Source organism: Actinocorallia sp. B10E7 (assembly GCF_039871655.1).
In the GTDB taxonomy this organism is placed as follows: Bacteria; Actinomycetota; Actinomycetes; order Streptosporangiales; family Streptosporangiaceae; genus Actinocorallia.
This window is the reverse complement of the sequence record NZ_JBDPLZ010000004.1, coordinates 298,593-319,814: the sequence shown is the minus strand read 5'-3', so window position 1 is coordinate 319,814 and position 21,222 is coordinate 298,593. Positions and strand designations below refer to the sequence as shown.

General features: G+C 70.2%; 22 protein-coding genes. 8 read left to right on the top strand and 14 right to left on the bottom strand.

Annotated elements, in window-relative coordinates:
* Nucleotides 1–89: 89 nt before the first annotated feature.
* Nucleotides 90–761: an AraC family transcriptional regulator gene (locus tag ABGB12_RS15365; RefSeq protein ID WP_347678310.1), complete on the top strand. Its 672-nt coding sequence runs from the start codon at nucleotides 90–92 to the stop codon at nucleotides 759–761.
* Nucleotides 762–802: 41 nt separating this feature from the next.
* Here the strand turns inward: ABGB12_RS15365 and ABGB12_RS15360 are convergent, their stop codons facing one another.
* From ABGB12_RS15360 to ABGB12_RS15350, 3 genes are all read right to left on the bottom strand, one after another.
* Entirely contained in the window at nucleotides 803–1,471 is a 669-nt protein-coding gene (locus ABGB12_RS15360) for a phosphotransferase (RefSeq protein ID WP_347678308.1), read from the bottom strand.
* Between the two features lie 76 nt (nucleotides 1,472–1,547).
* On the bottom strand, nucleotides 1,548–3,170 hold the full coding sequence (locus ABGB12_RS15355; RefSeq protein WP_347678306.1) for an AMP-binding protein: 1,623 nt from the start codon (nucleotides 3,168–3,170) through the stop codon (nucleotides 1,548–1,550).
* Nucleotides 3,171–3,236: 66 nt separating this feature from the next.
* Nucleotides 3,237–4,040 carry a TetR/AcrR family transcriptional regulator C-terminal domain-containing protein gene (locus ABGB12_RS15350; RefSeq protein ID WP_347678304.1) on the bottom strand — a complete coding sequence of 268 codons (804 nt, stop codon included), beginning with the start codon at nucleotides 4,038–4,040 and terminating at the stop codon, nucleotides 3,237–3,239.
* A 94-nt stretch (nucleotides 4,041–4,134) separates the two neighbouring features.
* Between ABGB12_RS15350 and ABGB12_RS15345 the strand changes: the two genes are divergently transcribed.
* The 3 genes from ABGB12_RS15345 to ABGB12_RS15335 all read left to right on the top strand — a co-directional run bounded on the left by ABGB12_RS15345 (nucleotide 4,135) and on the right by ABGB12_RS15335 (nucleotide 7,205).
* Nucleotides 4,135–6,414: an excinuclease ABC subunit UvrA gene (locus tag ABGB12_RS15345; protein WP_347678302.1), complete on the top strand. Its 2,280-nt coding sequence runs from the start codon at nucleotides 4,135–4,137 to the stop codon at nucleotides 6,412–6,414.
* Nucleotides 6,415–6,576: 162 nt separating this feature from the next.
* Nucleotides 6,577–6,900, top strand: a complete 324-nt coding sequence (locus ABGB12_RS15340) for a type II toxin-antitoxin system RelE/ParE family toxin (protein WP_347679179.1) — start codon at nucleotides 6,577–6,579, stop codon at nucleotides 6,898–6,900.
* A gap of 5 nt (nucleotides 6,901–6,905) precedes the next feature.
* Nucleotides 6,906–7,205, top strand: a complete 300-nt coding sequence (locus tag ABGB12_RS15335; protein WP_347678300.1) for a helix-turn-helix transcriptional regulator — start codon at nucleotides 6,906–6,908, stop codon at nucleotides 7,203–7,205.
* A gap of 94 nt (nucleotides 7,206–7,299) precedes the next feature.
* Here ABGB12_RS15335 and ABGB12_RS15330 read toward each other — a convergent pair whose 3' ends face one another.
* Both ABGB12_RS15330 and ABGB12_RS15325 read right to left on the bottom strand, forming a co-directional pair.
* Nucleotides 7,300–7,848, bottom strand: coding sequence for a hypothetical protein (locus ABGB12_RS15330; RefSeq protein WP_347678298.1), 549 nt, complete (start codon nucleotides 7,846–7,848; stop codon nucleotides 7,300–7,302).
* Between the two features lie 98 nt (nucleotides 7,849–7,946).
* Nucleotides 7,947–8,327: a nuclear transport factor 2 family protein gene (locus tag ABGB12_RS15325; protein ID WP_347678296.1), complete on the bottom strand. Its 381-nt coding sequence runs from the start codon at nucleotides 8,325–8,327 to the stop codon at nucleotides 7,947–7,949.
* A 105-nt stretch (nucleotides 8,328–8,432) separates the two neighbouring features.
* Between ABGB12_RS15325 and ABGB12_RS15320 the strand changes: the two genes are divergently transcribed.
* Together ABGB12_RS15320 and ABGB12_RS15315 are read left to right on the top strand one after the other, a co-directional pair.
* A complete protein-coding gene (locus tag ABGB12_RS15320) occupies nucleotides 8,433–9,320 on the top strand; it encodes a LysR substrate-binding domain-containing protein (RefSeq protein WP_347678294.1) in 888 nt (295 codons plus the stop codon).
* Nucleotides 9,321–9,458: 138 nt separating this feature from the next.
* Nucleotides 9,459–9,848, top strand: a complete 390-nt coding sequence (locus tag ABGB12_RS15315; RefSeq protein WP_347678292.1) for a hypothetical protein — start codon at nucleotides 9,459–9,461, stop codon at nucleotides 9,846–9,848.
* Between the two features lie 96 nt (nucleotides 9,849–9,944).
* Here the strand turns inward: ABGB12_RS15315 and ABGB12_RS15310 are convergent, their stop codons facing one another.
* Genes ABGB12_RS15310 through ABGB12_RS15290 form a run of 5 tightly spaced genes read right to left on the bottom strand, consistent with a single transcriptional unit; the run spans nucleotide 9,945 to nucleotide 14,518 of the window.
* The gene (locus ABGB12_RS15310) at nucleotides 9,945–10,772 is read right to left on the bottom strand and encodes an SDR family NAD(P)-dependent oxidoreductase (protein WP_347678290.1); all 828 of its coding nucleotides are present in this window, start codon (nucleotides 10,770–10,772) and stop codon (nucleotides 9,945–9,947) included.
* 22 nt (nucleotides 10,773–10,794) lie between these two features.
* Nucleotides 10,795–11,256, bottom strand: a complete 462-nt coding sequence (locus tag ABGB12_RS15305; RefSeq protein ID WP_347678288.1) for a nuclear transport factor 2 family protein — start codon at nucleotides 11,254–11,256, stop codon at nucleotides 10,795–10,797.
* Nucleotides 11,253–12,140: an LLM class F420-dependent oxidoreductase gene (locus ABGB12_RS15300; RefSeq protein ID WP_347678286.1), complete on the bottom strand. Its 888-nt coding sequence runs from the start codon at nucleotides 12,138–12,140 to the stop codon at nucleotides 11,253–11,255. The genes ABGB12_RS15305 and ABGB12_RS15300 overlap by 4 nt, the downstream gene beginning before the upstream one ends.
* Before the next feature lie 3 nt (nucleotides 12,141–12,143).
* Nucleotides 12,144–13,604 (bottom strand): FAD-dependent oxidoreductase, encoded by a 1,461-nt coding sequence (locus tag ABGB12_RS15295; protein WP_347678284.1) that lies wholly within the window; start codon nucleotides 13,602–13,604, stop codon nucleotides 12,144–12,146.
* Nucleotides 13,605–13,609: 5 nt separating this feature from the next.
* Nucleotides 13,610–14,518: a VOC family protein gene (locus ABGB12_RS15290; RefSeq protein ID WP_347678282.1), complete on the bottom strand. Its 909-nt coding sequence runs from the start codon at nucleotides 14,516–14,518 to the stop codon at nucleotides 13,610–13,612.
* Between the two features lie 190 nt (nucleotides 14,519–14,708).
* Here ABGB12_RS15290 and ABGB12_RS15285 point away from each other — a divergent pair, with 190 nt between their 5' ends.
* Nucleotides 14,709–15,563 (top strand): SDR family oxidoreductase, encoded by an 855-nt coding sequence (locus ABGB12_RS15285; protein ID WP_347678280.1) that lies wholly within the window; start codon nucleotides 14,709–14,711, stop codon nucleotides 15,561–15,563.
* Nucleotides 15,564–15,626: 63 nt separating this feature from the next.
* Here ABGB12_RS15285 and ABGB12_RS15280 read toward each other — a convergent pair whose 3' ends face one another.
* From ABGB12_RS15280 to ABGB12_RS15265, 4 genes are read right to left on the bottom strand one after another with little or no spacing between them, the layout of a single operon-like run.
* Nucleotides 15,627–16,811, bottom strand: coding sequence for an acyl-CoA dehydrogenase family protein (locus ABGB12_RS15280; RefSeq protein WP_347678278.1), 1,185 nt, complete (start codon nucleotides 16,809–16,811; stop codon nucleotides 15,627–15,629).
* 31 nt (nucleotides 16,812–16,842) lie between these two features.
* Entirely contained in the window at nucleotides 16,843–17,883 is a 1,041-nt protein-coding gene (locus ABGB12_RS15275; RefSeq protein WP_347678276.1) for a ferredoxin--NADP reductase, read from the bottom strand.
* Entirely contained in the window at nucleotides 17,880–19,556 is a 1,677-nt protein-coding gene (locus tag ABGB12_RS15270) for an FAD-binding protein (RefSeq protein ID WP_347678274.1), read from the bottom strand. Before ABGB12_RS15270 ends, ABGB12_RS15275 begins: the two co-directional genes overlap by 4 nt.
* Nucleotides 19,553–20,425, bottom strand: a complete 873-nt coding sequence (locus tag ABGB12_RS15265; RefSeq protein WP_347678272.1) for an alpha/beta fold hydrolase — start codon at nucleotides 20,423–20,425, stop codon at nucleotides 19,553–19,555. Before ABGB12_RS15265 ends, ABGB12_RS15270 begins: the two co-directional genes overlap by 4 nt.
* A gap of 233 nt (nucleotides 20,426–20,658) precedes the next feature.
* Here ABGB12_RS15265 and ABGB12_RS15260 point away from each other — a divergent pair, with 233 nt between their 5' ends.
* On the top strand, nucleotides 20,659–21,222 hold the full coding sequence (locus ABGB12_RS15260; RefSeq protein ID WP_347678270.1) for a flavin reductase family protein: 564 nt from the start codon (nucleotides 20,659–20,661) through the stop codon (nucleotides 21,220–21,222).

Sequence of the window (21,222 nt, the reverse complement as noted above, 5' to 3'; positions counted from 1 at the left end):
CACAAACGTGCTCACCTGAGGTGAGTGGGGCCACACTCTGGATTTGGCCGGGCCAGGCACTCTATGCCGGACCCTCGCTCAGGATCGGTATGCATTCCGGTTCGGTGGCCTGCCTCGCGGTCGGGGTCGACGCCCCGTTCACCGTCGCGACGCCGGGAGCCGAGCCGGTCAGCGCCCGTACCGCGCTCATCCCCGCCCGGCTGCGGCACCAGCTGGTCGCGGGCGGCGACCGGATGGTGTTCTGCTATCTCGACCCCGCCTCGTCCCGCGCCAAGGCATGCCGCGCCCAGATGGCCCGGCAGGATGCCCGCGGCATCGGGTTCGACCACGTCGCCGAGGCCAGGCTGATCCGGCTCGACGATCCCGAGCAGTGGCTCCGGCAGGCGGCTCCCACCGCACCGGCTCCGATCGACGACCGGATCCGCGAGGCCGCGCGCCTGCTCCTCGCATCGCCCGGCTCCGAAGTATCCGCCCAGATGCTCGCGGTTCGGTGCGGCCTGTCCGTCTCCAGATTCCAACACCTGTTCAGCGCCCAGACCGGCACGAGTTTCCGCCGCTACCGGCTGTGGGCCCGGATGCTCCGCGCCGCCGACCTCATCTCCCAGGGGCACGACCTCACCACCATCGCCGCCGAAGCCGGTTTCTCCAGCCCCTCCCATGCCACGAGCACCTTCCACGCCATGTTCGGCCTTCCCCCCTCCCGCCTTCTGGACCTACCGCTGATCGTCACCCGTCCCGACGGACACCATGGCGGATCGTGAATCGCCCGATCGCGCCGGGATTCAGTCCCACCCGGCAAAGGTCACAGGGCGGCTTTGAGGGACGGGCCGTGGGTCTCCATCCAGGAGGCGAGGTCGGCGAAGACGAGGCGGGCAGGGCCGTGGTCCTCGTCGCGGGTGCGGCGGAAGCGGGCGGCGAGTTCGTCGAGGACGGCCCTGGGGTCGTCCCAGCCGTAGGCGGCGCAGAAGAGAGCCGTGCGGCGGGACTGCTCGGGGATGTCGAAGACGGGTTCGGAGACGGCGGCGAAGCACCAGACCGCGTGGGCGAGGTCGGCCAGGCGGGAGCCGGGGCGCAGCTCGTCGTCCCAGTCGATGAGGCCGACGGCGTCCTCGCCGGAGAAGACGGTGTTGTGGGGGCCCAGGTCGCCGTGGCAGACGACCTCGCCGCCGTCGGCGACCGGGGAGCCCTCGGTGGCGTCGTGGAAGGCGCGGATGAGGCGTGCGGCCGAGGCCAGCCGGGTGTCGGTCAGCTTCGCGGGGTCCTCCACGACCTCGCCTGGGCAGTAGGTGAGGATCTCCCGGTCGTGCTCGTCCACGCCGAGGAAGCGGGGGGCTCCCGTGAAACCGGCCTTCTCCAGGTGCAGCAGCACCTCCTGCACGTAGGGGCTGCTCTCGTGGGCGGGACGGCGCACCGTGTCCCCGACCCGCACCAGGCCCAGCGTGTTGCCCCCGCGCATCATCTGCTCATCCACCTGCGAAAGCCAACACTCTTCCGAGGCCTCGGCACAAGCAAAGTGATGCAAGGGTGATCATCTTGAGCGGCCCTCGCTACGCGCGCCACCGGAGGTAGGCCTCGCCCTCCCTCCGGTAGAGGGGGTCAGCGGTGTGCCAGGCCTCGTCGCGCAGCGGACGTTTGACCACTTTGCTGGTGGCCGTTCGAGGGAGTTCTTCGATGAGCCGTACATACCGGGGAGCCCATTTCGTTCCTAGGTCAGGCTGGGCGTCCAGGAAAGTAGCGAAAGCCGTGGGATCGAAGGAACGGCCTGGTTCGAGCACCACCGCCGCCATCACCTGGTCACCCACGTGCTCGTCGGGGACTGCGTAGACGGCCACGTCCGCGAAGTCCTCGAAACGGGACAGGAGGCGTTCGACGGGGGCTGCGGCGAAGTTCTCCCCGTCCACGCGCAGCCAGTCGCTGTCGCGGCCGGCGAAGTACCAGAAGCCCTCGGCGTCCCGGTAGGCCAGGTCACCGGACCAGGACCAGCCGTGGCGGATCCGCTTCGCCGACGCCTCCGGGTTGTTGTAGTAGCCCTCGAAGACGGCGGCCCCGGCCTTGTTGACGATCTCTCCGATCGCGTCCTCGGCGTTGAGCAGGGCGCCGTGCTCGTCGAAGCGGGCGCGGGGGCATTCCTCCAGGGTCTCCGGGTTCACCACGACCGTGCCCTCCTCGGCCACGCCCAGGGAGCCGGGTGGGGTGCCGGGCACGCGCACGATGCGGATCTCGCCCTCGCTGGAGCCATAGGAGTCGAACACCGCGCAGCCGAAGCGACGGGAGAACTCCTCGATGTCGCGTTGGGCCGCCTCGTTGCCGAAGGCGATCCGCAGCGGGTTGTCGGCGTCGTCCGGGCCTTCGGGGGTGGCCAGGATGTAGTTCAGCGGCTTGCCGACGTAGTTGAAGAAGGTGACGCCGTAGCGGCGGACATCCGGCAGGAAGCCCGAGGCCGAGAACTTCCGCCGCAGCACCACGCACCCTCCGGTACTGACGGCCGGAGCGATGCCCGCCATGAGCGCGTTCGAGTGGAACATGGGCATCACGACGTAGAAGACGTCCTCTGAGGTGAGGTTCCGGCGCTTCTGCTGCTGGACCGCGATCCGGCCGAGCCTGCCCTGGGTGCAGATCACCGCCTTGGGCGCGGACGTCGTCCCCGAGGTGAACACCAGCGAGAAGAACGTCTCCGGCTTCACCGCCGAGGCTTCGCAGGCGGACGGCTCGGCCTTCCCCAACGTCCCGGTGTAGTCCTCGGTGTCCACGACCAGCCGCGGAACGTCCGGTACGAGCCCTTCGAGCAGCGACGCCCGGCTCGTCTCGGTGATCAGCGCCCCGCAGTCGGTGAACGTGATGTCCCGCGCCAGTTCCGCGCCCCGCCGCGTCGGGTTCAACTCGACGACCGGCAGCCCCGCCAGGGCCGCGCCCAGCAGCCAGAACAGATGCTCGGGCCCGTTCTCCAGGAAGAGCCCCGCGTGCCAGGCCCCCGGCCGCCGCATTCCTTCGGCGAGACCCGCGCGCAACCGCGCCTCGGCGACGACCTCCCGCCAGGTCCAGCACCGCTCCTCGAACCACAGCCCGATCCGGTCGTCCTCGGCCCTGGCCTCGATCAACCCGGCGAAGGTCACGTCCCCGGCAGGCCGGTCATCGGCCAGCGCCCCACCCGAACCCCTGTCCTGCGGCATACCACTCCTCCCGAGACGTCCCCGCCCAGAGAACCGGGAGAGAGCGGCCCGCCGCCGCCACCGGTCCTACTGAGCGGGACCGGCCGGGCCGGGTTCGCGCAGAGCGGCTTCGACACCGTCGAGGATGACGGTGAGGCCGGTCGTGAAGGTCTCGCGGGCCTCCTGTTCCAGATAGGGGACGGTCTCGTCCTCCATCCGGAAGCCGCCTTCGCCTTCCATCCAGGCGAGGGTGGGATAGCGGGAGGCGAAGTCGGGGGCCACCTCTTCCAGGACGGCGGAGCGGGCGTGCCACCACTCCTCGTCGGAGACGCCGGTGGCCGCGGCCGCCTGCCTGACCTCCGCGACGGTCTGGGCGGCGCCGCGTACGAAGTGGTACAGCACCGAGATGGTGCGGCGCAGCATGGGCGCGGGCAGGCCCGTCTCGCGCAGGAGTCGCAGGGACGTCTCGAACGCCGTGTACTCGTACGGGCCCAGGACGGGGCGGGCCTGCGACACCTGGAGCGTCCACGGGTGGCGCAGGTGGAACTCCCACAGGTCGCTCGCGCGGGCCGTCACGGCGGCGCGCCAGCCGTCCCGCAGGTCGTATTCGACGGGCAGTTCGGCGTGGGCGCGGTCGTACATGAGGTCGACCAGTTCGTTCTTGCCGGGCACGTAGGTGTACAGGGCCATGGCCGTCCTGCCGAGCCGTTCCCCGACGGCGCGCATGGAGAGCGCCGCCATGCCGTCCGCGTCGGCGACGGCGATCGCGGTCTCCACGATGAGGTCGACGCTCAGGCCCTGCTTGGGACCGGGTCTCCTGCCGGGGTCGGCGACGCCCCACAGCAGGGCCATCGACCGCTTCGGGTCGCCCTGCGCCGCGTAGACCACCAAAGAAAACTCCTTATGGCATAAAGTGTCGCACCTCTCCGGTACTGTGCCGCCCTGAGAACTCTATACGGCTTAAAGTATTCGGAGGCGTACCGGTATGACCCAGCTCGGCAGCACGCCCGCCGACAGCCACGACCTGATCGAGGTCCGCGGTGCCCGCGAGAACAACCTCGCCGACGTCTCACTCGACCTGCCCAAACGGCGACTCACCGTCTTCACCGGAGTGTCCGGATCCGGCAAGTCGTCGCTGGTGTTCGGCACGATCGCCGCCGAGTCCCAGCGGCTGATCAACGAGACCTACACCGCGTTCGTCCAGTCGTTCATGCCGAGCCTCGGCCGCCCCGACGTGGACGCGCTGCGCAACCTGAGCGCCGCGATCATCGTCGACCAGGAGCGGATGGGCGCCAACTCCCGTTCCACCGTCGGCACCGCCACCGACGCGCACACCATGCTGCGCATCGTCTTCAGCAGGCTCGGCGAGCCGCGCGCGGGCACGTCCAGCGCGTTCAGCTTCAACAACGCCGAGGGCATGTGCCTGGAGTGCGAAGGGCTGGGACGCGTCTCCCAGATCGACGTGGACGAACTCGTCGACAAGGACAAGTCGCTCAACGAGGGCGCCGTCACCGTCCCGAACTTCGCGGTCGACTCCTGGTACTGGAAGACCATCGTGGACTCCGGCCTGTTCGACCCGGACGTCAAACTCCGCGACTACACGCCCGAACAGTGGCAGGACTTCCTCCACAAACCCGCCACGAAGATCAAGCAGATGGGCATGAACGTCACCTACGAGGGCCTCGTGGTGAAGGTGCAGCGCCTGTACCTGTCGAAGGACCGGGAGTCCACGCAGGGGCACATCAGGGCGTTCGTCGACCGCGCGGTGAAGTTCGCGCGCTGCCCGTCCTGCGGCGGGGCCCGGCTCAACGAGGCGGCGCTGGCGTCCCGGATCGACGGCCGCAACATCGCCGAGTGCTCGGCCATGCAGATCACCGACCTCGCCGAATTCGTCCGCAAGATCGAGGACCCGTCGGTCGGGCCCGTGCTCGCCACGCTCCGCGGCACCCTCGACTCCCTCGTCGAGGTCGGCCTCGGCTACCTCAGCCTGGACCGCGAGTCCGGCACCCTGTCCGGAGGAGAGGCCCAGCGGGTCAAGATGGTCCGGCACCTGGGCTCCAGCCTCACCGACATCACCTATGTGTTCGACGAGCCGACCGTCGGCCTGCACCCGCACGACATCCGGCGGATGAACGGCCTGCTGCTGCGCCTGCGCGACAAGGGCAACACCGTGCTGGTCGTCGAGCACAAGCCCGAGGTCATCGAGATCGCCGACCACGTGGTGGACCTCGGCCCCGGAGCGGGCACCGAGGGCGGGCACATCTGCTACACCGGCGACGTCGCCGGGCTCCGCGCGTCCGGGACGCTGACCGGACGGCACCTAGGCCACCGGGCCCGCCTGCGCGAGCGGGTGCGCCTGCACCAGGGCGTCCTGCCGATCACCGGCGCGAGCCTGCACAACCTGAAGGACGTCAGCGTCGACCTCCCGCTGGGCGTGCTGACCGTCGTCACCGGCGTCGCGGGTTCCGGCAAGAGCTCGCTGATCCACGGTTCGCTCGGCGGCCGGGACGACGTCGTCACCGTCGACCAGTCGCCGATCCGCGGCTCGCGGCGCAGCAACCCCGCCACCTACACCGGCCTGCTCGACCCGATCCGCACCGCGTTCGCCAAGGCCAACAAGGTGAAGGCGTCGCTGTTCAGCGCCAACTCCGAGGGAGCCTGCCCGAACTGCAAGGGCATCGGCCTCGTCTACACCGACCTGGCGATGATGGCGGGCGTCGCCTCGGTGTGCGAGCAGTGCGAGGGCCGCCGCTTCACCCCCGAGGTCCTGACGTACAAGCTGCGCGGCAAGGACATCAGCGAGGTCCTGGCCATGCGGATCTCCGAGGCCCGCGACTTCTTCCCCTCCGGCCAGAGCCGCGCCATCCTCGACCGCCTCAACGACGTCGGCCTGGGCTACCTGAGCCTCGGCCAGCCCCTCACCACCCTGTCGGGCGGCGAACGCCAGCGCCTCAAGCTCGCCATCCGCATGGCCGAACAGGGCCGCACCTACGTCCTGGACGAGCCGACGACCGGCCTGCACCTGGCCGACGTGGACAAACTCCTGGCCCTCCTGGACCGCCTCGTCGACGCCGGCAACACCGTGATCGTCATCGAGCACCACCAGGCCGTCATGGCCCACGCCGACTGGATCATCGACCTGGGCCCCGGCGCAGGCCACGACGGCGGCCGGATCGTCTTCACCGGAACCCCCGCCGACCTGGTGGGCACCGCCGACACCCTCACCGCCCGCCACCTGCGCGAATACGTCTCGACGGCTCCCTGACCGTCACCGGTTCCCGGCCGGTCGCCCCCACGCACCCGGCCGGGAACCGCGCGGTCAGTCGACGGCCGCGGGGACGAAGAGGAGTCATCCGATCACTCGTTTCACAATAATCGATCTTACTTTTCTTATAACGTCCGTGTTATGACTTAGGGAGAGGTAGAGCTGGAACCTGAGGTCGACGAATGGTTCGACTCGCTCAGCCAAGAGGACCAGGAGACGGTCGCCTTCTATGTGGACCTGTTGGCCGAGCGGGGCGTCCTACTGGACGAGCCGTACACCAGACAGCTGTACGGCAAGCTCCGGGAGCTGCGTTTCCATCTCTCGCGTGAGGCGGTGCGCATCATTTACTGGATCGCCTCAGGGAGACGCATCATTCTGCTCACGGTGTTCAGGAAGCAGCGGATGCGAGAGGTACAAGAGATCGAACGGGCGGTGCGGGCCATGAAGCGATGCGTTGCGGAGGCCCACACGGTGATCGAGGAGTGAAGAACATGGGCGAGCGCAAGACGTGGTCCGACAAGCGTGCCGAGCTCATGAGTCGTCCGGGAGCCGGTGCGGCCTATGAAGCGGCTCGCATCCGCTTCGAGCTCGGTGAGGCGGTGCGGCTCCGGCGCGAGGAACTGGGCCTGACCCAGGCGGAACTCGCCGAACGGGCGGGGCTCAAGCAGCCGGCGGTCGCACGGTTCGAAGCCGGAGGCACCATGCCCACCATCCCCATGCTGGAACGGCTCGCGGAAGCGCTGGAACTACGGCTCAGCGTCCAGTTCCAACCGCTCCGCGAGGCGGGTTGAGCCACGACGGAGACCGAGACCCGGACCGGGCGGCCTCGCAAAGAGACGACGCGGGCCCGGCCGCGCCCGACGCGCCCGGCCGGGAACCGCGCGGTCAGTCGAGGAAGATCTCGGGTTTGCAGTCGCAGTACCAGTCGCCCGACAGGTGGTTGAACCGGTCTCCGGACTTCTTCCGCTGGGCTTCGTCCAGCCGGATCAGGATGCAGTCGTCGCCGAACAGGGAATCAGCGCCGCCGAGGAGGCCGAGGACGCCGTCCGCGTCCGGGTCGAACAGGTCCGCGCTCAGGCGCGTGCCGTCCTCGTCCTTGGAAGTCCAGGTGATCTGGTAGAGCCCCGCCCTGACGTTCGTGTCGTGCTCTCCCGCGGGCGCGGAGGCCGCGATCTCCTCCAACTGGGTGCGGGAGACCGAGAGCGCCGCGCGCGAGGCCAGGTCGGTGGAAGCCACCGTCAGCACGACCACGAGCAGGACGGGCGCGATGACGGCGAGCACGGGCGTCTCCACCTCCGCCTTCTGCAGGGCGTAGCGGAGCGCGAGGATCATCCAGCAGACGGCCGCCACGGCCCACATGCCCAGCGCCGCCAGAGCCAGGGACACATCCCAGAACATCGCGTCGGCGAACAAGGTCAGAAGAGCCGCAGGCACGCTGAACCCGACCGAAAGCAGAAGATCGACTTTAAACACCCGCCGATGTTAGACGGGGCTTCATGAGCCCATGACCATAGGCCCACCGGATGCTCCTTCTACGACCCTGCGGACGGAGAGACGAACTCGGGCTGGTCGAGGAGTCGGAGCCAGCTGCCGTCGGGCTGGCGGCGGACGACCTGGGCGCGGGCGCCGCTGCCGTCCCGGGGCGGGGTGGAGGTCAGGGCGATGTCGCCGCTGATCAGCGTCGGGAGGGGTTCTTCCTGCTCGAAGCGGGGGTTGTGGGACAGGACCTTCTCCCACAGTTCGCGGATCGCCTCGCGGCCCGTCGTCCGGCCGCCGGGCGGGTAGGCCATCACGGCGTCCTCCTCGTAGAGGGCGGCGACTCCGGCGGCGTCGCCGGCGTTGGAGCGCTCGACGAACAGGCGGGTGATGTCCTCCGGGCGCATGGCCTTCTCGTACTCGTCGTATTCCGACACGGGTCTTCCCTTCGATCTTCGGAACGGATCTTGCGCTCTTCAGCTTCGTCGAGAGCAATCCAGAAGTCCAACAGATAGTTCTTCTAGAAGCTAGAATCCATAGTCATGGAACTGAGGCAGCTGGAGTATTTCGTCGCGGTCGCCGAGGAGCGGAACTTCACCCGGGCCGCCGAACGCGTGCGCATCAGCCAGTCCGGGGTCAGCGCCCAGATCCGGCAGCTGGAGCGGGAGCTCGGGGCCGAGCTGTTCGACCGCTCCGCGCGCACCGCCACCCTGACCGTCGCGGGGAAGGCGGCGCTCGAGCACGCCCGGGCCGCGCTCGCCGCCGCCGAGGCGGTCGGGCAGGCGGTGGGCGAGGTGAGCGACCTGATCCGGGGGCGGCTCACCGTCGGGATGGTCATCGGCTGCACCGTCACGCCGCTCTTCGACGCCCTGGCCGCGTTCCACCGGGCGCACCCGGGCGTCGAGCTCTCGCTGCTGGAGGACAACTCCGACCGGCTCGTCGAGGAGGTCCGCGCCGGAACCGTCGACCTGGCCCTCATCGGCGCCGCGGCCGCCCCCGAGGGGCTGGAGTCGCTGACGATCGTCAGCGAGCGGCTCGTCGCCGCCGTCCCGCCCTCGCATCCCCTGGCGGAGCGGCGGCAGGTCACCCTGGACGACCTGTGCGCCCACCCGCTCATCTGCATGCCGCCCGGCACCGGCCTGCGCACGGTCTTCGACCGGGCCTGCGCCGCGCGGAGCGTCAGGCCGCGGATGGCGCTGCAGGCCAGTGCCGCCGACGCCATCGCCGACCTCGCCTCCCGCGGCCTCGGCGTCGCCGTCCTCAGCGAGTCGATGGCCGCGCACCACCGCGACCGCCTCACTCCGCTGCCCATCGACGACGCCCGGTCCCCCGCCCTGCTCGCCCTGGTCTGGCGGGACACCCGCGGTCCCGCGCTCCGCGCGCTCCTGGCGCACGGCCGCCGGGCGTTCGCCGAGCCCGGCGGCGCCTGATCCCGACGGAGCCTCCCGGAGACGGGACCCCAGATCAAGATCTGGTAATTCGTATGACTAATATCCGAACCAGCCCGGAGAAAGTGGCGTCTTACCACGCGTTCCCCACCAGAGGAACGAAGAGCGCAGGAGCAGGACATGGGGCTGTTCAACAGAATCGGCAAGGCTCTGAACGAGATCGTCGGCGGCGTCGACTCCGAGGTCGTGCGCATCGGACGCCCGGCACGCGCGGAGCTCCTCCGAATCACGCCGCAGACCACGGCCGTGCGGGTCGCCCCCGGCGTGGTCGAGCGCGTCTGCGAACTCCTCGTGGAGATCACCCTGGAAGACGGCGCCTCCTACCGGACCCTGGTCCGCCAGCGCATCCCCGAGCTCTACCTCGAGCACCCCGACGGCCTGGCCCTGCTCTCCGCCAAGGTCCACCCGCACGACCCCCGCCGCGTCGTCCTCGACCTCGACACCCCGCTCCCCCTCTCCGCACCGCTCCTCCCCCGGCACGGCCGCTCCGGCCTGGCCCCGGCCGCCTGACCCGCGCATGACTCCCCCGAGAAGACGGTTTCAGCGAAGACACTGTCTGACTCAATAGTTTCTTCGGCGAAACCATCTTGGGGAGCCGGGGGAAGGTCAGGCGCGGCGGGGGCGGTTGGTCCAGCCGAGGCCGTCGGCTCGGGCGAACCAGCCGGAGGCGGCCAGGGTGCCGCCGTCCACGGGGATGGTGTGGCCGGTGACGAAGGCGGCGGCGTCTGAGGCGAGGAAGGCGATGACCGAGGCGTAGTCCTCCGGCTCGCCGAAGCGGGCCAGGGGGACCCAGGTGTGCATGAGGCCCGGGTCGTAGTCGCGGAGCATCCAGGCGGCCGGGGTCTGCTCGGTGTCGGCCAGGTCGGGTGCGATGGCGTTGACGCGGACACCCTGGTTGCCGACGGCCACCGCCAGGCTCTTGGTGAAGGCGGAGACGCCCGCGTTGAACGCCGAGTAGACGGCGTGGGCGGGGATGCCGCGGAACGCCTCGACGGTGGAGTTGTTGACGATGCTGCCGCCGCGCTGCTCCAGCATCGTGGGGAGGATCGCGTAGGTGAGCTTGAAGACGTGCAGCAGGTTCAGCTCGTAGAGGCGCTGCCAATGCTCGGGAGTGCTCTCCAGGAACGTCCTGGCGGCGGGACGGAAGTCGCCGACGTTGTTGACCAGGACGTCCACGCGGCCGTTCCCGGCTTCGAGGGCCGTCTCGGTGACGCGCCTGACGGTCTCGTCCTCGACGATGTCGCCGACGACGGTGACGCAGCGTCCGCCGGCGGCCTCGATCTTTGAACGGGTCCGTTCGGCGGCCTCGGCGTCGATGTCGTTGAGGACGACCAGGTCTCCGTCTGCGGCGAGGCGGCGGCTGGTGGCGCCGCCGATGCCCAGCGCGCCGCCGGTGACGACGCTGACGCGGGGAGAGGGGGACGGGGTGCTCATGGAACGTTCCTCACCGGCCGGGTCAGCCGCGCACGCGGCGGACGGACCCGGTCTCGATCCAGTCGATGTGCAGGGCGCGGCCGGTGAAACGCCAGGCGCCCTCTTCCTTCCGGTAGGAGTCGGCGTAGCGGACGTGCCACACCAGGTCGGCGGGTGTGCCGTCCTCCCGCACCGAGATGTGGTGGGCGGCGCAGTTCACCCAGCCCTCGGCCGTGTCGGCTTCGGGGCCCGGATCGAACACCTGCCCGCCGAGGAAGTGCGAGGTGACGGCGAAGAACTCGACCCGCCCTATCGCCTCCTGGATCTCTCCCCGCCCGGAGTACTCCAGGACGGGTGCGAGCGCCTTGGGCGGGTCGGGCAGCGCGAGTACCGCGTCGGAGGTGAACAGCCCGGCCAGGGCGGAGAACTCCCGCCGATCCACGTACAGCGCGTACCGGGCGACCAGGTCGGCGAGTTCGACCCGGTCGCCCGCGGACAGCGTCATGCCCCGCCCAGGCCGAGCCGCTCGGCGCACGCCGACAGCTCGTCCTTCGCCTCGGAGAGGTCCTTGGTGGGGGTGGCGCGCAGCACGAGCCGGTCGGCGCCCATCTCCGCCAGCTTCCCGGCCTTCTCCGGGGTGACGACCGAGAGCGAGTGGCCCAGCGTCAGCTCCAGCGCCTCGGGGTCGCGGCCCGCCTTCTCGGCCTCCGAGCGCATCAGCTTCAGCACGCCCTGCAGCTCCTCGCCGACCAGGCCGAGCGGCTGGATGCCGTCGCCGTACCGGCCGGCGCGGCGCGCGGCGGCCTTGGTGTGCCCGCCGATGTGGATCGGGACGCCGCCCTCCTGGACGGGCTTGGGGTAGCTCATCAGGTTCTGGAAGCCGAAGAACTCCCCGTCGAACGAGGCGCCCTGGGGAGCGGTGTCGGCCCACAGCGCCCGCAGGATCCGCAGCTGCTCGTCGGCGCGGCGGCCGCGGGTCTCGAAGTCGGCGCCGCAGGCCTCGATCTCCTCACGCATCCAGCCCATGCCGACGGTCAGCCGGACCCGGCCGCCCGACAGCGCGTCCAGGGTGGCGACCCGCTTGGCCAGCACCACCGGGTGGTGGTTGGGCAGGACGAGGACGCCGGTGGCGAGCCGGATCCGGCTGGTGCGGCCGGCCAGGTAGGCCAGCAGGTCCAGCGGGTCCGGGATGTCCAGGTCGTCGGCCAGTTCCATCTTCCCGGACTTGTCGTACGGGTAGACGCTGGAGTAGCCGCTGGCCACCACCACGTGCTCGACGACGACGATCGACTCGAACCCGCAGGCCTCGGCGTGCTCGGTGTAGGGGCCGATCCAGGAGGGGTCGGCGGTGACGCCCGCCGCGACGGGCGCCAGAACCGCGTACTTCACGTGCTATTCCTTCCGTGCGGCTGCCTTGCCCGCGCGGCGGCCGAAGAACGTGCCGTCGCCCAGGGAGGTACCGCTGATGTAGCCCTCGCCGTGCATGCCGGACGAGGCCCGGCCCGCCGCGTAGAGGCCGGATACCGGCTCGCCGGAGTTGTTGAGGACCTCGCCGTCCACGGTGGTGTGCAGGCCGCCGAGGGTGAACCCGGCCGCGCCGCTGCCTTTGCCGGCGCCGGAACCGAAGAACCCGTCGCGCGGGTCGACCGCGGCGAACGGGGCCTTCAGCGGGCGCAGCCAGCGCGGGTCCTTGTGGAAGTAGGGGTCCTCGCCGTTCTCGGCGTACCGGTTGTAGACCTCGACGGTGTGCTCCAGCGAACCGGGCACCATGCCCAGGGACTCCTCGAGTTCGGCGAGGGTCTCGGTCACGTACTTGGGCCGCACCTGCCACAGGTCGCCCGGAGGGATGTCCTCGAAGCCCTCCTCGTCGATGATCCCCCAGTACGGGCCGGGCTCGTCGAGGATGGCGTGGGTGCTGTAGATGCCCGGGTAGACGTCCTCGTTGACGAACCGCCTGCCCAGACCGTTCACCAGCATGCCGCGGGCGACCAGGGCGGGCAGCGCGGTCATGGAGATCTCCACGACGCCCATGCGCCGGGTCGCCGCGCCGATCGCGGTCGCCATGCGGATGCCGGAGCCGTCGTCGAGGCCGTCGCTGACCTTGCCGTGCCCGAGCAGCACCGGGGCGTGGTCGGCCAGCATCTCCTCGTTGTCGACGAACCCGCCGGTGGTCAGGACGACGGCCCTGCGCGCCCGGTAGGTGACCCGCTCGCCGAACTTGCGCGCCACCAGCCCGGCGACCCGCTTGCCGTCCAGCACGAGGTTGGTGGCGACGGTGTCGGTGTGGGTGACGGCACCGGCGGCGGTGGCCGCTCCCTCGAGCTTCTCCATGAGGACCTTCCCGGCGAAGCCGGGTGCGGCCGGGCGGTGCCCGCGCGCGGCGGGCTTGGCGAGCGTGTTGTACGGCCAGGCGCCCTCGCCGAGCCACATCAGCCCGTCGTCGGTGAACGGCATCCAGGCGTGGCCGGTGAAGAGCGTCGGCTTGAACTCCACGCCGCGGGCGACGAACCACTCGAAGTGCTCGACGTTCTCGTCGCAGTACAGGCGCAGCTTCTCGGTGTCGGCGTGGGGGCCGAGCGCCGCCTCCAGGAAGGCGTACATGTCCTCGGGCGTGTCGTCGAAGCCGCACGCCTTCTGGACGGAGGTGCCGCCGCCGAGGTAGAGCTCGCCGCCGGACTGGGCGGAGGAGCCGCCCGCGCCGCTGGCCCGCTCCAGCACGATCACGTCCGCGCCGGCGGCCGCGGCCTCGTAGGCGGCGGCCGCGCCCGCGGCGCCGAAGCCGACGACGAGGACGTCGCACTCGTGGTCGAAGGAGTCGATCTCGCCGAGGTCGAAGGGTTCCACTGAGGACATGGGCGTCACTTCCCGGGAGGGGTGAACGCGGCCAGCGGCTCGGAGCCGGACCAGTCGTGGCCCCAGTAGCTGTCCTTGGTGATCTCCTCGGCGGTGTAGTACGTCTCGTCGACGAGCATGCCGTCGCAGCCGTACTCGATGTCCCAGCCTCCGGGGGCCCGGACGTAGAAGGAGACCATCTTGTCGTTGGTGTGGCGGCCCAGCGTCGAGGAGAGCGAGAAGCCGCGCTTGTTGATGTTGTCCAGCGCCCGTCCGACGGTGTCGAGGTCCTCGGCCTCCACCATCAGGTGCACCAGGCCGGGGTCGCCGTCGTGCGGGGCGGGGCAGATCGCCAGGCTGTGGTGGCGCTGGTTGACGCCGAGGAACCGCACCCGCATCGGGCCGCCGCCGACCTTCATGGCGCCGCGCGGCAGGAAGCCCAGGACCTCGCAGTAGAAGGCGAGGGTCTCCTTGAAACGCGGGGTGGGCAGCACGATGTGGCCCATGCCCTGCGCGCCGGTGACGAACTTGTTCGCCATGGAGGTGACCAGCGGGCTGTGGTCCAGGACGGGGGCGTAGAACACCTCGACGGGGGTTCCGGCCGGGTCCTTGAAGGTGATGGCGGCTTCCACGTCCAGCGCGGCGGCCTCCTTGGCGGACAGGTCGGCGACCTCGATGCCGGCCTTCTCCACGGCCTCGCGGACGGCGGCCAGCGCGTACTGGTCGCGCACCTCCCAGCCGACGGCAAGCACGCGGTCGGCGTCGCCGGGAAGCACCGCCAGGCGGCACTTGCGTTCGTCCATGCGCAGGTACAGGCCTTCGGGATCCGGCCCGGATCCCTCGGCGAACCCCAGCGCCTCGATCGTCAGCTCACGCCAGCGCTCGATGTGGCGTGTCTGGACCCTCAGATAGCCGAGTCCTCGGATCTGCGTCATGTAACGTCCTCGATCCCATCCTTAGCGATTCGCGGCCGAACCTCCGCCCGCCAGGATCAAGCTGTCAAAGCACACGGTTCTCCGTGTGGGCTTTCCCGCTCAGTGAGAGTCCTCACTCCTCCCCGCCTTCCCGGCGATGTCATCGACGGCGTCGGCGAACATGCGCGAGAAGAGGAAGTGAGATCCGTTGATGTCATCGACCAGCGACTCCCGGCCGGTCGCCCTGGTGACCGGGGCCAGCCGCGGCATCGGCAGGCCGGTGGCACTGGCGCTGGCCCGGGCGGGTTACGACGTGGCCTTCACCGCGCGTACCGTCGCGGAAGGCCAGGGCCGCATACCCCCGCGTTACGGGAGCGGAGAGAACGAGGGGTTCGCCGTGCCCGGCAGCCTGGAGACGACCGGGGCGGAGATAGAGGCGCTCGGGGCCCGCGCCCTGCCCGTCCGGATGGACCTGCTCGACCTGGAGAGCGTGCGGGCGGCGGCCCGGACCGTGCTGGCGCAGTGGGGGCGTATCGACCTGCTGGTGAACAACGCCGTGGCGCACCTGCCGGGCAACCACGACCGGATTCTGGACCTGGATCTGGAGGTCGCCGCCCGCACGATGACCGGCAACTACCTGCACCAGCTCGCTTTGATCCAGTCCGTGGTCCCCGCCATGCTGGAGCAGGGCGGCGGCACTATCGTCAACCTGTGCTCGGGCTCGGCCACCACCGACCCGCCCGCACCGCCCGGCGAGGGCGGCTGGGGAGTGGCTTACTCGGCGTCCAAGGCGGCGTTCGGGCGGCTGGCGGGCGCGGTCAACGCCGAGTACCTCGGCCGCGGCGTCCGCGCCTTCAACCTCGATCCCGGCTTCGTCGTCACCGAGGCGGGGGCGGCCCGGGGCGGCACCGCCGCCATCGCGGCGAGCGGTTTCGAGCCCACCCCGGAGGACGCCCCGGCCCGTGCCGTGGTGTGGCTGGCTTCCTCCCCCGAGGCCGAGCGCTTCCTCGGCAGGGTCGTCTGGACCCCGAAGCTCGTCGCGAAGCTCGACGGGCCGTCCGCCTGACGCCGAGTACGCGAAGGCCCCGTTCCCCCCGGATCGGGAACGGGGCCTTCGCGGGCTCGGGACTCAGATCATGGAGCGCAGCGGGCCCTGCGGGGGCTCGATGTCCATCTGGGTGAGGGCGGAGACGTGGTAGACGGCGCCGGGCACGTGGATGGCGTGGGCCAGGCCCATGTGCGCGTCGCGCCAGAACCGCTGGATCGGGTTGTCCTTGCGCAGGCCGTTGCCGCCGGAGCGCACCACGATCTCGGTCATCGCGTGCACCGCCCGCCAGGTCGAGCGGACCTGGGTGCGGCGGGCCGCGGCACGGTCGGCGAAGGTGATCTCCTTGCCCGCGGCGGCCTTGTCGTACATACGCGAGATGTAGTCCAGCAGCATGACGCGGGAGGCCTTGATCTCCTCGGCGGCCTCGCTGATCGCGTACAGGACGTACGGGTCGTCCTTGATCTTGGTGCCGGTGATCTGGACCCGGCCGCGCTGGTAGGCCAGGTGCGCGGCCAGGGCGCCCTCGGCGATGCCGATCACCGCGGAGGAGATGCCGAGCGGGAAGATCGAGGTGTAGGGCACGTGGTAGAGCGGGTTGGTCAGCCCGGCCCTGCGCACCGCGGTCCCGTCGATGACCTCGGTGTACTTCAGCACCCGGTACTCGGGGATGAAGGCGTCCTTGACGATGATGTCCTTGGAGCCGGTGCCCTCGAGGCCGACGACGTTCCAGGAGTCCTCGACGATCTCGTAGTCCGAGCGGGGCAGGATCACGTGCAGCGCGGTCGGCGGCTGCGCGACCTTGCCCTCGGAGTCGCCGAGCATGCCGCCCAGGAAGATCCAGTCGCAGTGGTCGGTGCCGGAGGAGAACTGCCAGCGGCCGTTGAAGACGTAGCCGCCGTCGACGGGGCGGGCCACGCCCAGCGGGGCGTAGGGGGAGGCGATCCAGGTGTCCTGGTTCTCGCCCCAGATCTCCTCCTGCACCTTCGGGTCGGCGAACGCCATCTCCCACGGGTGGAGGCCGACGATGCCGGCGACCCAGCCGGTGGAGCCGTCGAGGGAGGCGATCCCCATGACCGTCTCGGCGAACTCCCGGGGGTGCACCTCCAGCCCGCCGTGGATCTTGGGCTGCAGCATCCGCATCACCCCGGAGTCGCGCAGCACCTTGGCCGCCTTGTCATCGAGCCTGCCGAGGGACTCGTTGACGGGGCCGAGCTCGCGGATCTCCTCCGCGTGTTCCATGATCTTGTCGAGCACGCTGTCGCTCATCGCCTGATCTCCCGTGAGAATTCTTTACGTATCAGCCGTCGTAGCTGATCTTGAGTCTGTCGCTGAGGGGCCTCGCCTGGCAGGCGAGGATGAGGCCGTCCGCGAGGTCCTGGTCGTCCAGGACCGTGTTGGCGTCCAAGGAGACCTCTCCTTCCAGCACCACGCAGGCGCAGGCCGAGCAGGAGCCTTCGCGGCAGGAGTAGGGCGCCTCCAGACCGGCGCGCAGCAGCGCGTCGAGCAGGTGACCGGACCCCGTCCAGGTGACGGTGCTGGTCTGCCCGTCGAGGTCGACCTCGACCTTGACGGCGTTCTCCGCGCCGTTCGCGTCCTCGGCTTCCGCCTCGGGTTCGGATCCGGCGAACGGGTCGCCGCCGAGGGAGAAGAACTTCTCCACGTGCACACGGGCCGAGGGCATGCCGAGGCCGGTGAGCGCCCGGGTCACCAGGTCCATGAAGGGCCCCGGGCCGCAGATGAAGGCCTCGCGGTCGGTGTAGGGCGCTGCCAGGTCGCCGAAGGCCTCCGCGGTGGGCAGCCCCTGCACCGATGTCAGCCAGTGCACCACCGACAATCTGCCGGGGTGCGCCGCGACGAGCTCGCGCAGCTCCTCCGCGAAGATCACCGACTGCTCGTCCTGGTTGGCGTAGAGCAGGGTGGTCTTCCCGTTCCCCTGGGCCAGGGCCGACTTCAGGATCGACATCACCGGGGTGATACCGCTTCCCGCCGCGACGAGCAGGAAGTCCCCGTCCAGGGAGGAGGGCGTGAACGTCCCGGCGGGACGCAGCACCTCCAGCACGTCGCCTTCGGTGACGTGGTCGCAGATCCAGTTGGATCCGAGGCCTCCCGCCACCCGCTTGACCGTCACCTTCAGCCTGTCGTCGACGGCCGGCGAGCTGCACAGCGAGTAGCAGCGGGCTGCCCAGCCGTCGCCGGCGGGCACCCGGATGGTCAGGAACTGTCCGGGCTTGTAGGAGAAACGATCCTCCTGGCCGTCCGCGGGCTCCAGAACGAGCGAATGCGCGTCCCGGATCTCGCGGACGACCTGGACGACCCGGACCTTGAGGGATCCCGTCATGCCGGTTCTGCCTTGCGCTTGTCCGCGGCGTGCTTGGCCGCGATGTATCCGAAGACCATCGAGGGGCCGATGGTCGCCCCCGGACCCGCGTACTCGTTGGCCATCACCGACGCCGAGGTGTTGCCCGTGGCGTACAGGCCCTCGATCGCCGAACCGTCGGTGCGCAGCACCCGGCTGTGCTCGTCGCAGACCAGGCCGCCCTTGGTGCCCAGGTCGCCGACCTCCAGGCGGAAGGCGTAGAAGGGGGCGGTCTCGAGGACGTCGAGGTTGGGGTTCTTCAGCGTGGGGTCGCCGTAGTAGTGGTCGTAGGCGCTCTCGCCCCGGCCGAACTCGGGGTCCTTGCCGTCCCGGGCGTACCCGTTGAACTTGCGGACGGTCTCGGTCAGCGCGTCCGCCGGGACGTCGATCTGCTCCGCGAGCTCTTCCAGCGTGTCGGCCTTGTAGGCGATCCCGGCCTCGAAGAACTTCTTGTGGATCGGGGCACCCGGCAGGATCTGCGCGAACGGGTACCGGGCCCGGGTCTTGGCGTCCATGATGAACCAGGCCGGGACGTGGTCGCCCTCGAGCTGGTCGTGGACGAAGTTGACGTACGGCGCGGCCTCGTTGGTGAAGCGCTTGCCGGTCTTGTCGACGATCACCTGCCGGGGAATGGCGCGCTCGGACACCAGCGGGATCACCGCGCCGAGCGGGTGGCGCACGGCCGGCATCCACCAGGCGTCGTCCATGAACTCCAGGGCGGCGCCGAGCTTCTCGCCCAGCGTGATGCCGTCGCCGGTGAGCTCGCGCGCACCCATGGCGAAGTCGTCCTGGCCGCCCTCGGGCAGGTACTTCTTGCGCATCTCCAGGTTGTGGTCGAACCCGCCCGTGGCCAGCAGCACGCCGTAGCGGCCGCGCAGCCGGTGCGTCTTCCCGTCGCGCTCGGTGGCCACGACACCGGTGACGGCGCCGTTCTCGTCGGTGACGATGTCCGTCATCGTGGTGCGGACCCACAGCGGGACGTTCGCGTCCTTCAACGCCATCCGCAGGCGGGCGACCAGCGCCCGGCCGCCCGTGGACATGTGGCGGCGCAGGACCATGTTCGACGCCACCCGCCAGGCGGCGACCAGCGAGGCCCGGCGGCCCGCCCACGTGCGCTTGACCATCGCCAGGTCGTGGTAGTCCTTGGCGGTGATCCACAGGCCCAGCGGGCCCTTCATGTTGTTGGGCCGCTGGTGCTTCTCGTCCTCGCCGAGCTTGCGGGTGTCGAACGGCTTGGCCTCGATGGACCGGCCCAGCGGCCGGCCGCCCTCCAGCTCGGGGTGGTAGTCGGCGTAGCCCTTGGTCCAGAAGAACTTGACCCACTTGCTCTTGCCGATGAGCTCCATCATGGGCGGGCCCTGGTCGACGTAGGCGTCGAGCCGCGCCGCGGGCACCTTGCCCTCGGTGAGCAGGTCGAGGTAGCGGCGGATGGACTCACGGCTGTCGTCGTGGCCCTTGGCGCGCAGCGTCGGGTTGTTGGGGATCCAGATGCCGCCCCCGGAGATGGCGGTGCTGCCCCCGAACTTCGAGCCCTTCTCGATGATCAGGACGCTCAGCCCGGCGTCGGCGGCGGTCAGCGCGGCGACCATGCCGCCGCCGCCGCTGCCCACCACGACCAGGTCGTACTCGGCGTCCCAGTTCTGCGTGTCCGTCATGCTTTCTGCTCCTCACGGGCCAGAAAGGCCAGGACGACGCTCTCCCACGCCTCCTTCTGCTCGATCATCACCCAGTGACCGCAGTTGGGGAAGATGTGCACCTCGACGTCGCGGATGGTGCGCATGGGGAGAAGAGCCATGTCGACCGGGCTGACCCGGTCGTCGCGGCCCCAGGTGATCAGCGTCTTGGCCTTGAGCTTGTGCAACATCGCCCAGTAGGGCGGGATGTCGGCGGCGGCCATCGCCTTGGCGCGGGCCGCCATGGCCTTGCTCCCGTACATGCGACGGGCGCTGGCCAGGGTCTCGGGGTCGGTGGCCTGGGCCCAGCGCTCCTCGATCAGCTCCTCGGTGACGAGGGCGGGGTTGTAGACCATGGAGCTGAGCCAGCGGACGAGCTTCTCGCGGCTGGGGTCGTCGGTGAACTCCATCAGCAGCTTGATGCCCTCGCCCGGCGCGGAGCTGAAGATGTTGGTGCCCAGACCGCCGATGGTCACCAGCCTGCCGACCCGGTCGGGGTTTGCCAGCGCGAACTGGGCGCCGACGATGCCGCCCATGGAGTTGCCGATGACGTCGACCTTCTGCAGGCCGAGGCCGTCCAGGAAGCGCGTGATCGACCCGGAGGCGGCGACCATCGGGTGCTCCTCCGTCGGGTCGCTCACGCCGAAGCCGGGGAACTCCAGGACCAGGCAGCGGAAGTGCTTCGCGAACCGGGCGAGGTTGCCCCGGTAGTTGCGCCAGCCGGTGACGCCGGGACCCGAGCCGTGCAGCATCAGCAGGGGCGGTCCCTCACCGGCCTCGTGGTAGCGCAGCACACCCTGGTCTGTGGGGAGCTCGCGCAACGTGGATTCATAGGTCGGCTCTGTGGTCATCGTCCCTCGGTCCTCCGGTTCTCAGGCTGCTCGGAACGTAGATGAGCGGTCCGCCGTGGTGCCCGCACCGATCCCGATGAGCGGGATACGCGCCTTCCGCGGCCCTCGACGCGGCGGTTCCGGGGCTCCTTCCACTCATCGGGATCCCCCTCTCCCCGTGGCCCCGGACCCGTCCTACGTTCGGGGCACCGAGCCTTCACCGGTCCAGCCCCACGAAGACCCGAGGTGATTCCATGACAGCCGAGCCCTCGCTCGCCGCGACCACCGGCCACCGGCCGCCGGCCCCCGCCGACTTCCGGCACGCCATGGCGGAGTTCGCCACCGGCGTCACCGTGATCACCGGCATGGACGGCGAGGAGCCGGTGGGCTTCGCCTGCCAGTCGTTCGCGTCGGTGTCCCTGGAGCCGCCGCTGGTGCTGTTCTGCGCCGACCACCGTGGCCGTTCCTGGCCACGGATGCGGGATTCGGGGCGGTTCTGTGTGAACGTCCTGGGCGAGGACCAGCAGGACCTGTGCGCGAGGTTCGGGTCGAGCAGGGGCCTGCGGTACGAGGGACTGGACTGGGAGCTCTCCCCGTGGGACACGCCGTCCCTTCCCGGGGTGCTGGTGCGCGTCCACGCCGCGGTGCACGCCGTCCACACGGCGGGCGACCACGACGTGGTGCTCGGCCGGGTGCTCTCGCTGGAGCACGTGTCGCAGGGGCGTCCGATGGTCTTCTTCCGCAGCCGTTTCGGGCTGGACGAGCCGGCCCCGCCGCTCACGCCCGAACTGTGGTTCGGGAGCGGGCAGTGGGGCTGA

Coding starts and splice junctions, on each gene's coding strand:
- ABGB12_RS15365 (WP_347678310.1), top strand. CDS start 90: ATGCATTCCGGTTCGGTGGCCTGCCTCGCGGTCGGGGTCGACGCCCCG.
- ABGB12_RS15355 (WP_347678306.1), bottom strand. CDS start 3,170: ATGCCGCAGGACAGGGGTTCGGGTGGGGCGCTGGCCGATGACCGGCCT.
- ABGB12_RS15345 (WP_347678302.1), top strand. CDS start 4,135: ATGACCCAGCTCGGCAGCACGCCCGCCGACAGCCACGACCTGATCGAG.
- ABGB12_RS15335 (WP_347678300.1), top strand. CDS start 6,906: ATGGGCGAGCGCAAGACGTGGTCCGACAAGCGTGCCGAGCTCATGAGT.
- ABGB12_RS15320 (WP_347678294.1), top strand. CDS start 8,433: ATGGAACTGAGGCAGCTGGAGTATTTCGTCGCGGTCGCCGAGGAGCGG.
- ABGB12_RS15315 (WP_347678292.1), top strand. CDS start 9,459: ATGGGGCTGTTCAACAGAATCGGCAAGGCTCTGAACGAGATCGTCGGC.
- ABGB12_RS15310 (WP_347678290.1), bottom strand. CDS start 10,772: ATGAGCACCCCGTCCCCCTCTCCCCGCGTCAGCGTCGTCACCGGCGGC.
- ABGB12_RS15305 (WP_347678288.1), bottom strand. CDS start 11,256: ATGACGCTGTCCGCGGGCGACCGGGTCGAACTCGCCGACCTGGTCGCC.
- ABGB12_RS15295 (WP_347678284.1), bottom strand. CDS start 13,604: ATGTCCTCAGTGGAACCCTTCGACCTCGGCGAGATCGACTCCTTCGAC.
- ABGB12_RS15290 (WP_347678282.1), bottom strand. CDS start 14,518: ATGACGCAGATCCGAGGACTCGGCTATCTGAGGGTCCAGACACGCCAC.
- ABGB12_RS15285 (WP_347678280.1), top strand. CDS start 14,709: ATGTCATCGACCAGCGACTCCCGGCCGGTCGCCCTGGTGACCGGGGCC.
- ABGB12_RS15280 (WP_347678278.1), bottom strand. CDS start 16,811: ATGAGCGACAGCGTGCTCGACAAGATCATGGAACACGCGGAGGAGATC.
- ABGB12_RS15275 (WP_347678276.1), bottom strand. CDS start 17,883: ATGACGGGATCCCTCAAGGTCCGGGTCGTCCAGGTCGTCCGCGAGATC.
- ABGB12_RS15270 (WP_347678274.1), bottom strand. CDS start 19,556: ATGACGGACACGCAGAACTGGGACGCCGAGTACGACCTGGTCGTGGTG.
- ABGB12_RS15265 (WP_347678272.1), bottom strand. CDS start 20,425: ATGACCACAGAGCCGACCTATGAATCCACGTTGCGCGAGCTCCCCACA.
- ABGB12_RS15260 (WP_347678270.1), top strand. CDS start 20,659: ATGACAGCCGAGCCCTCGCTCGCCGCGACCACCGGCCACCGGCCGCCG.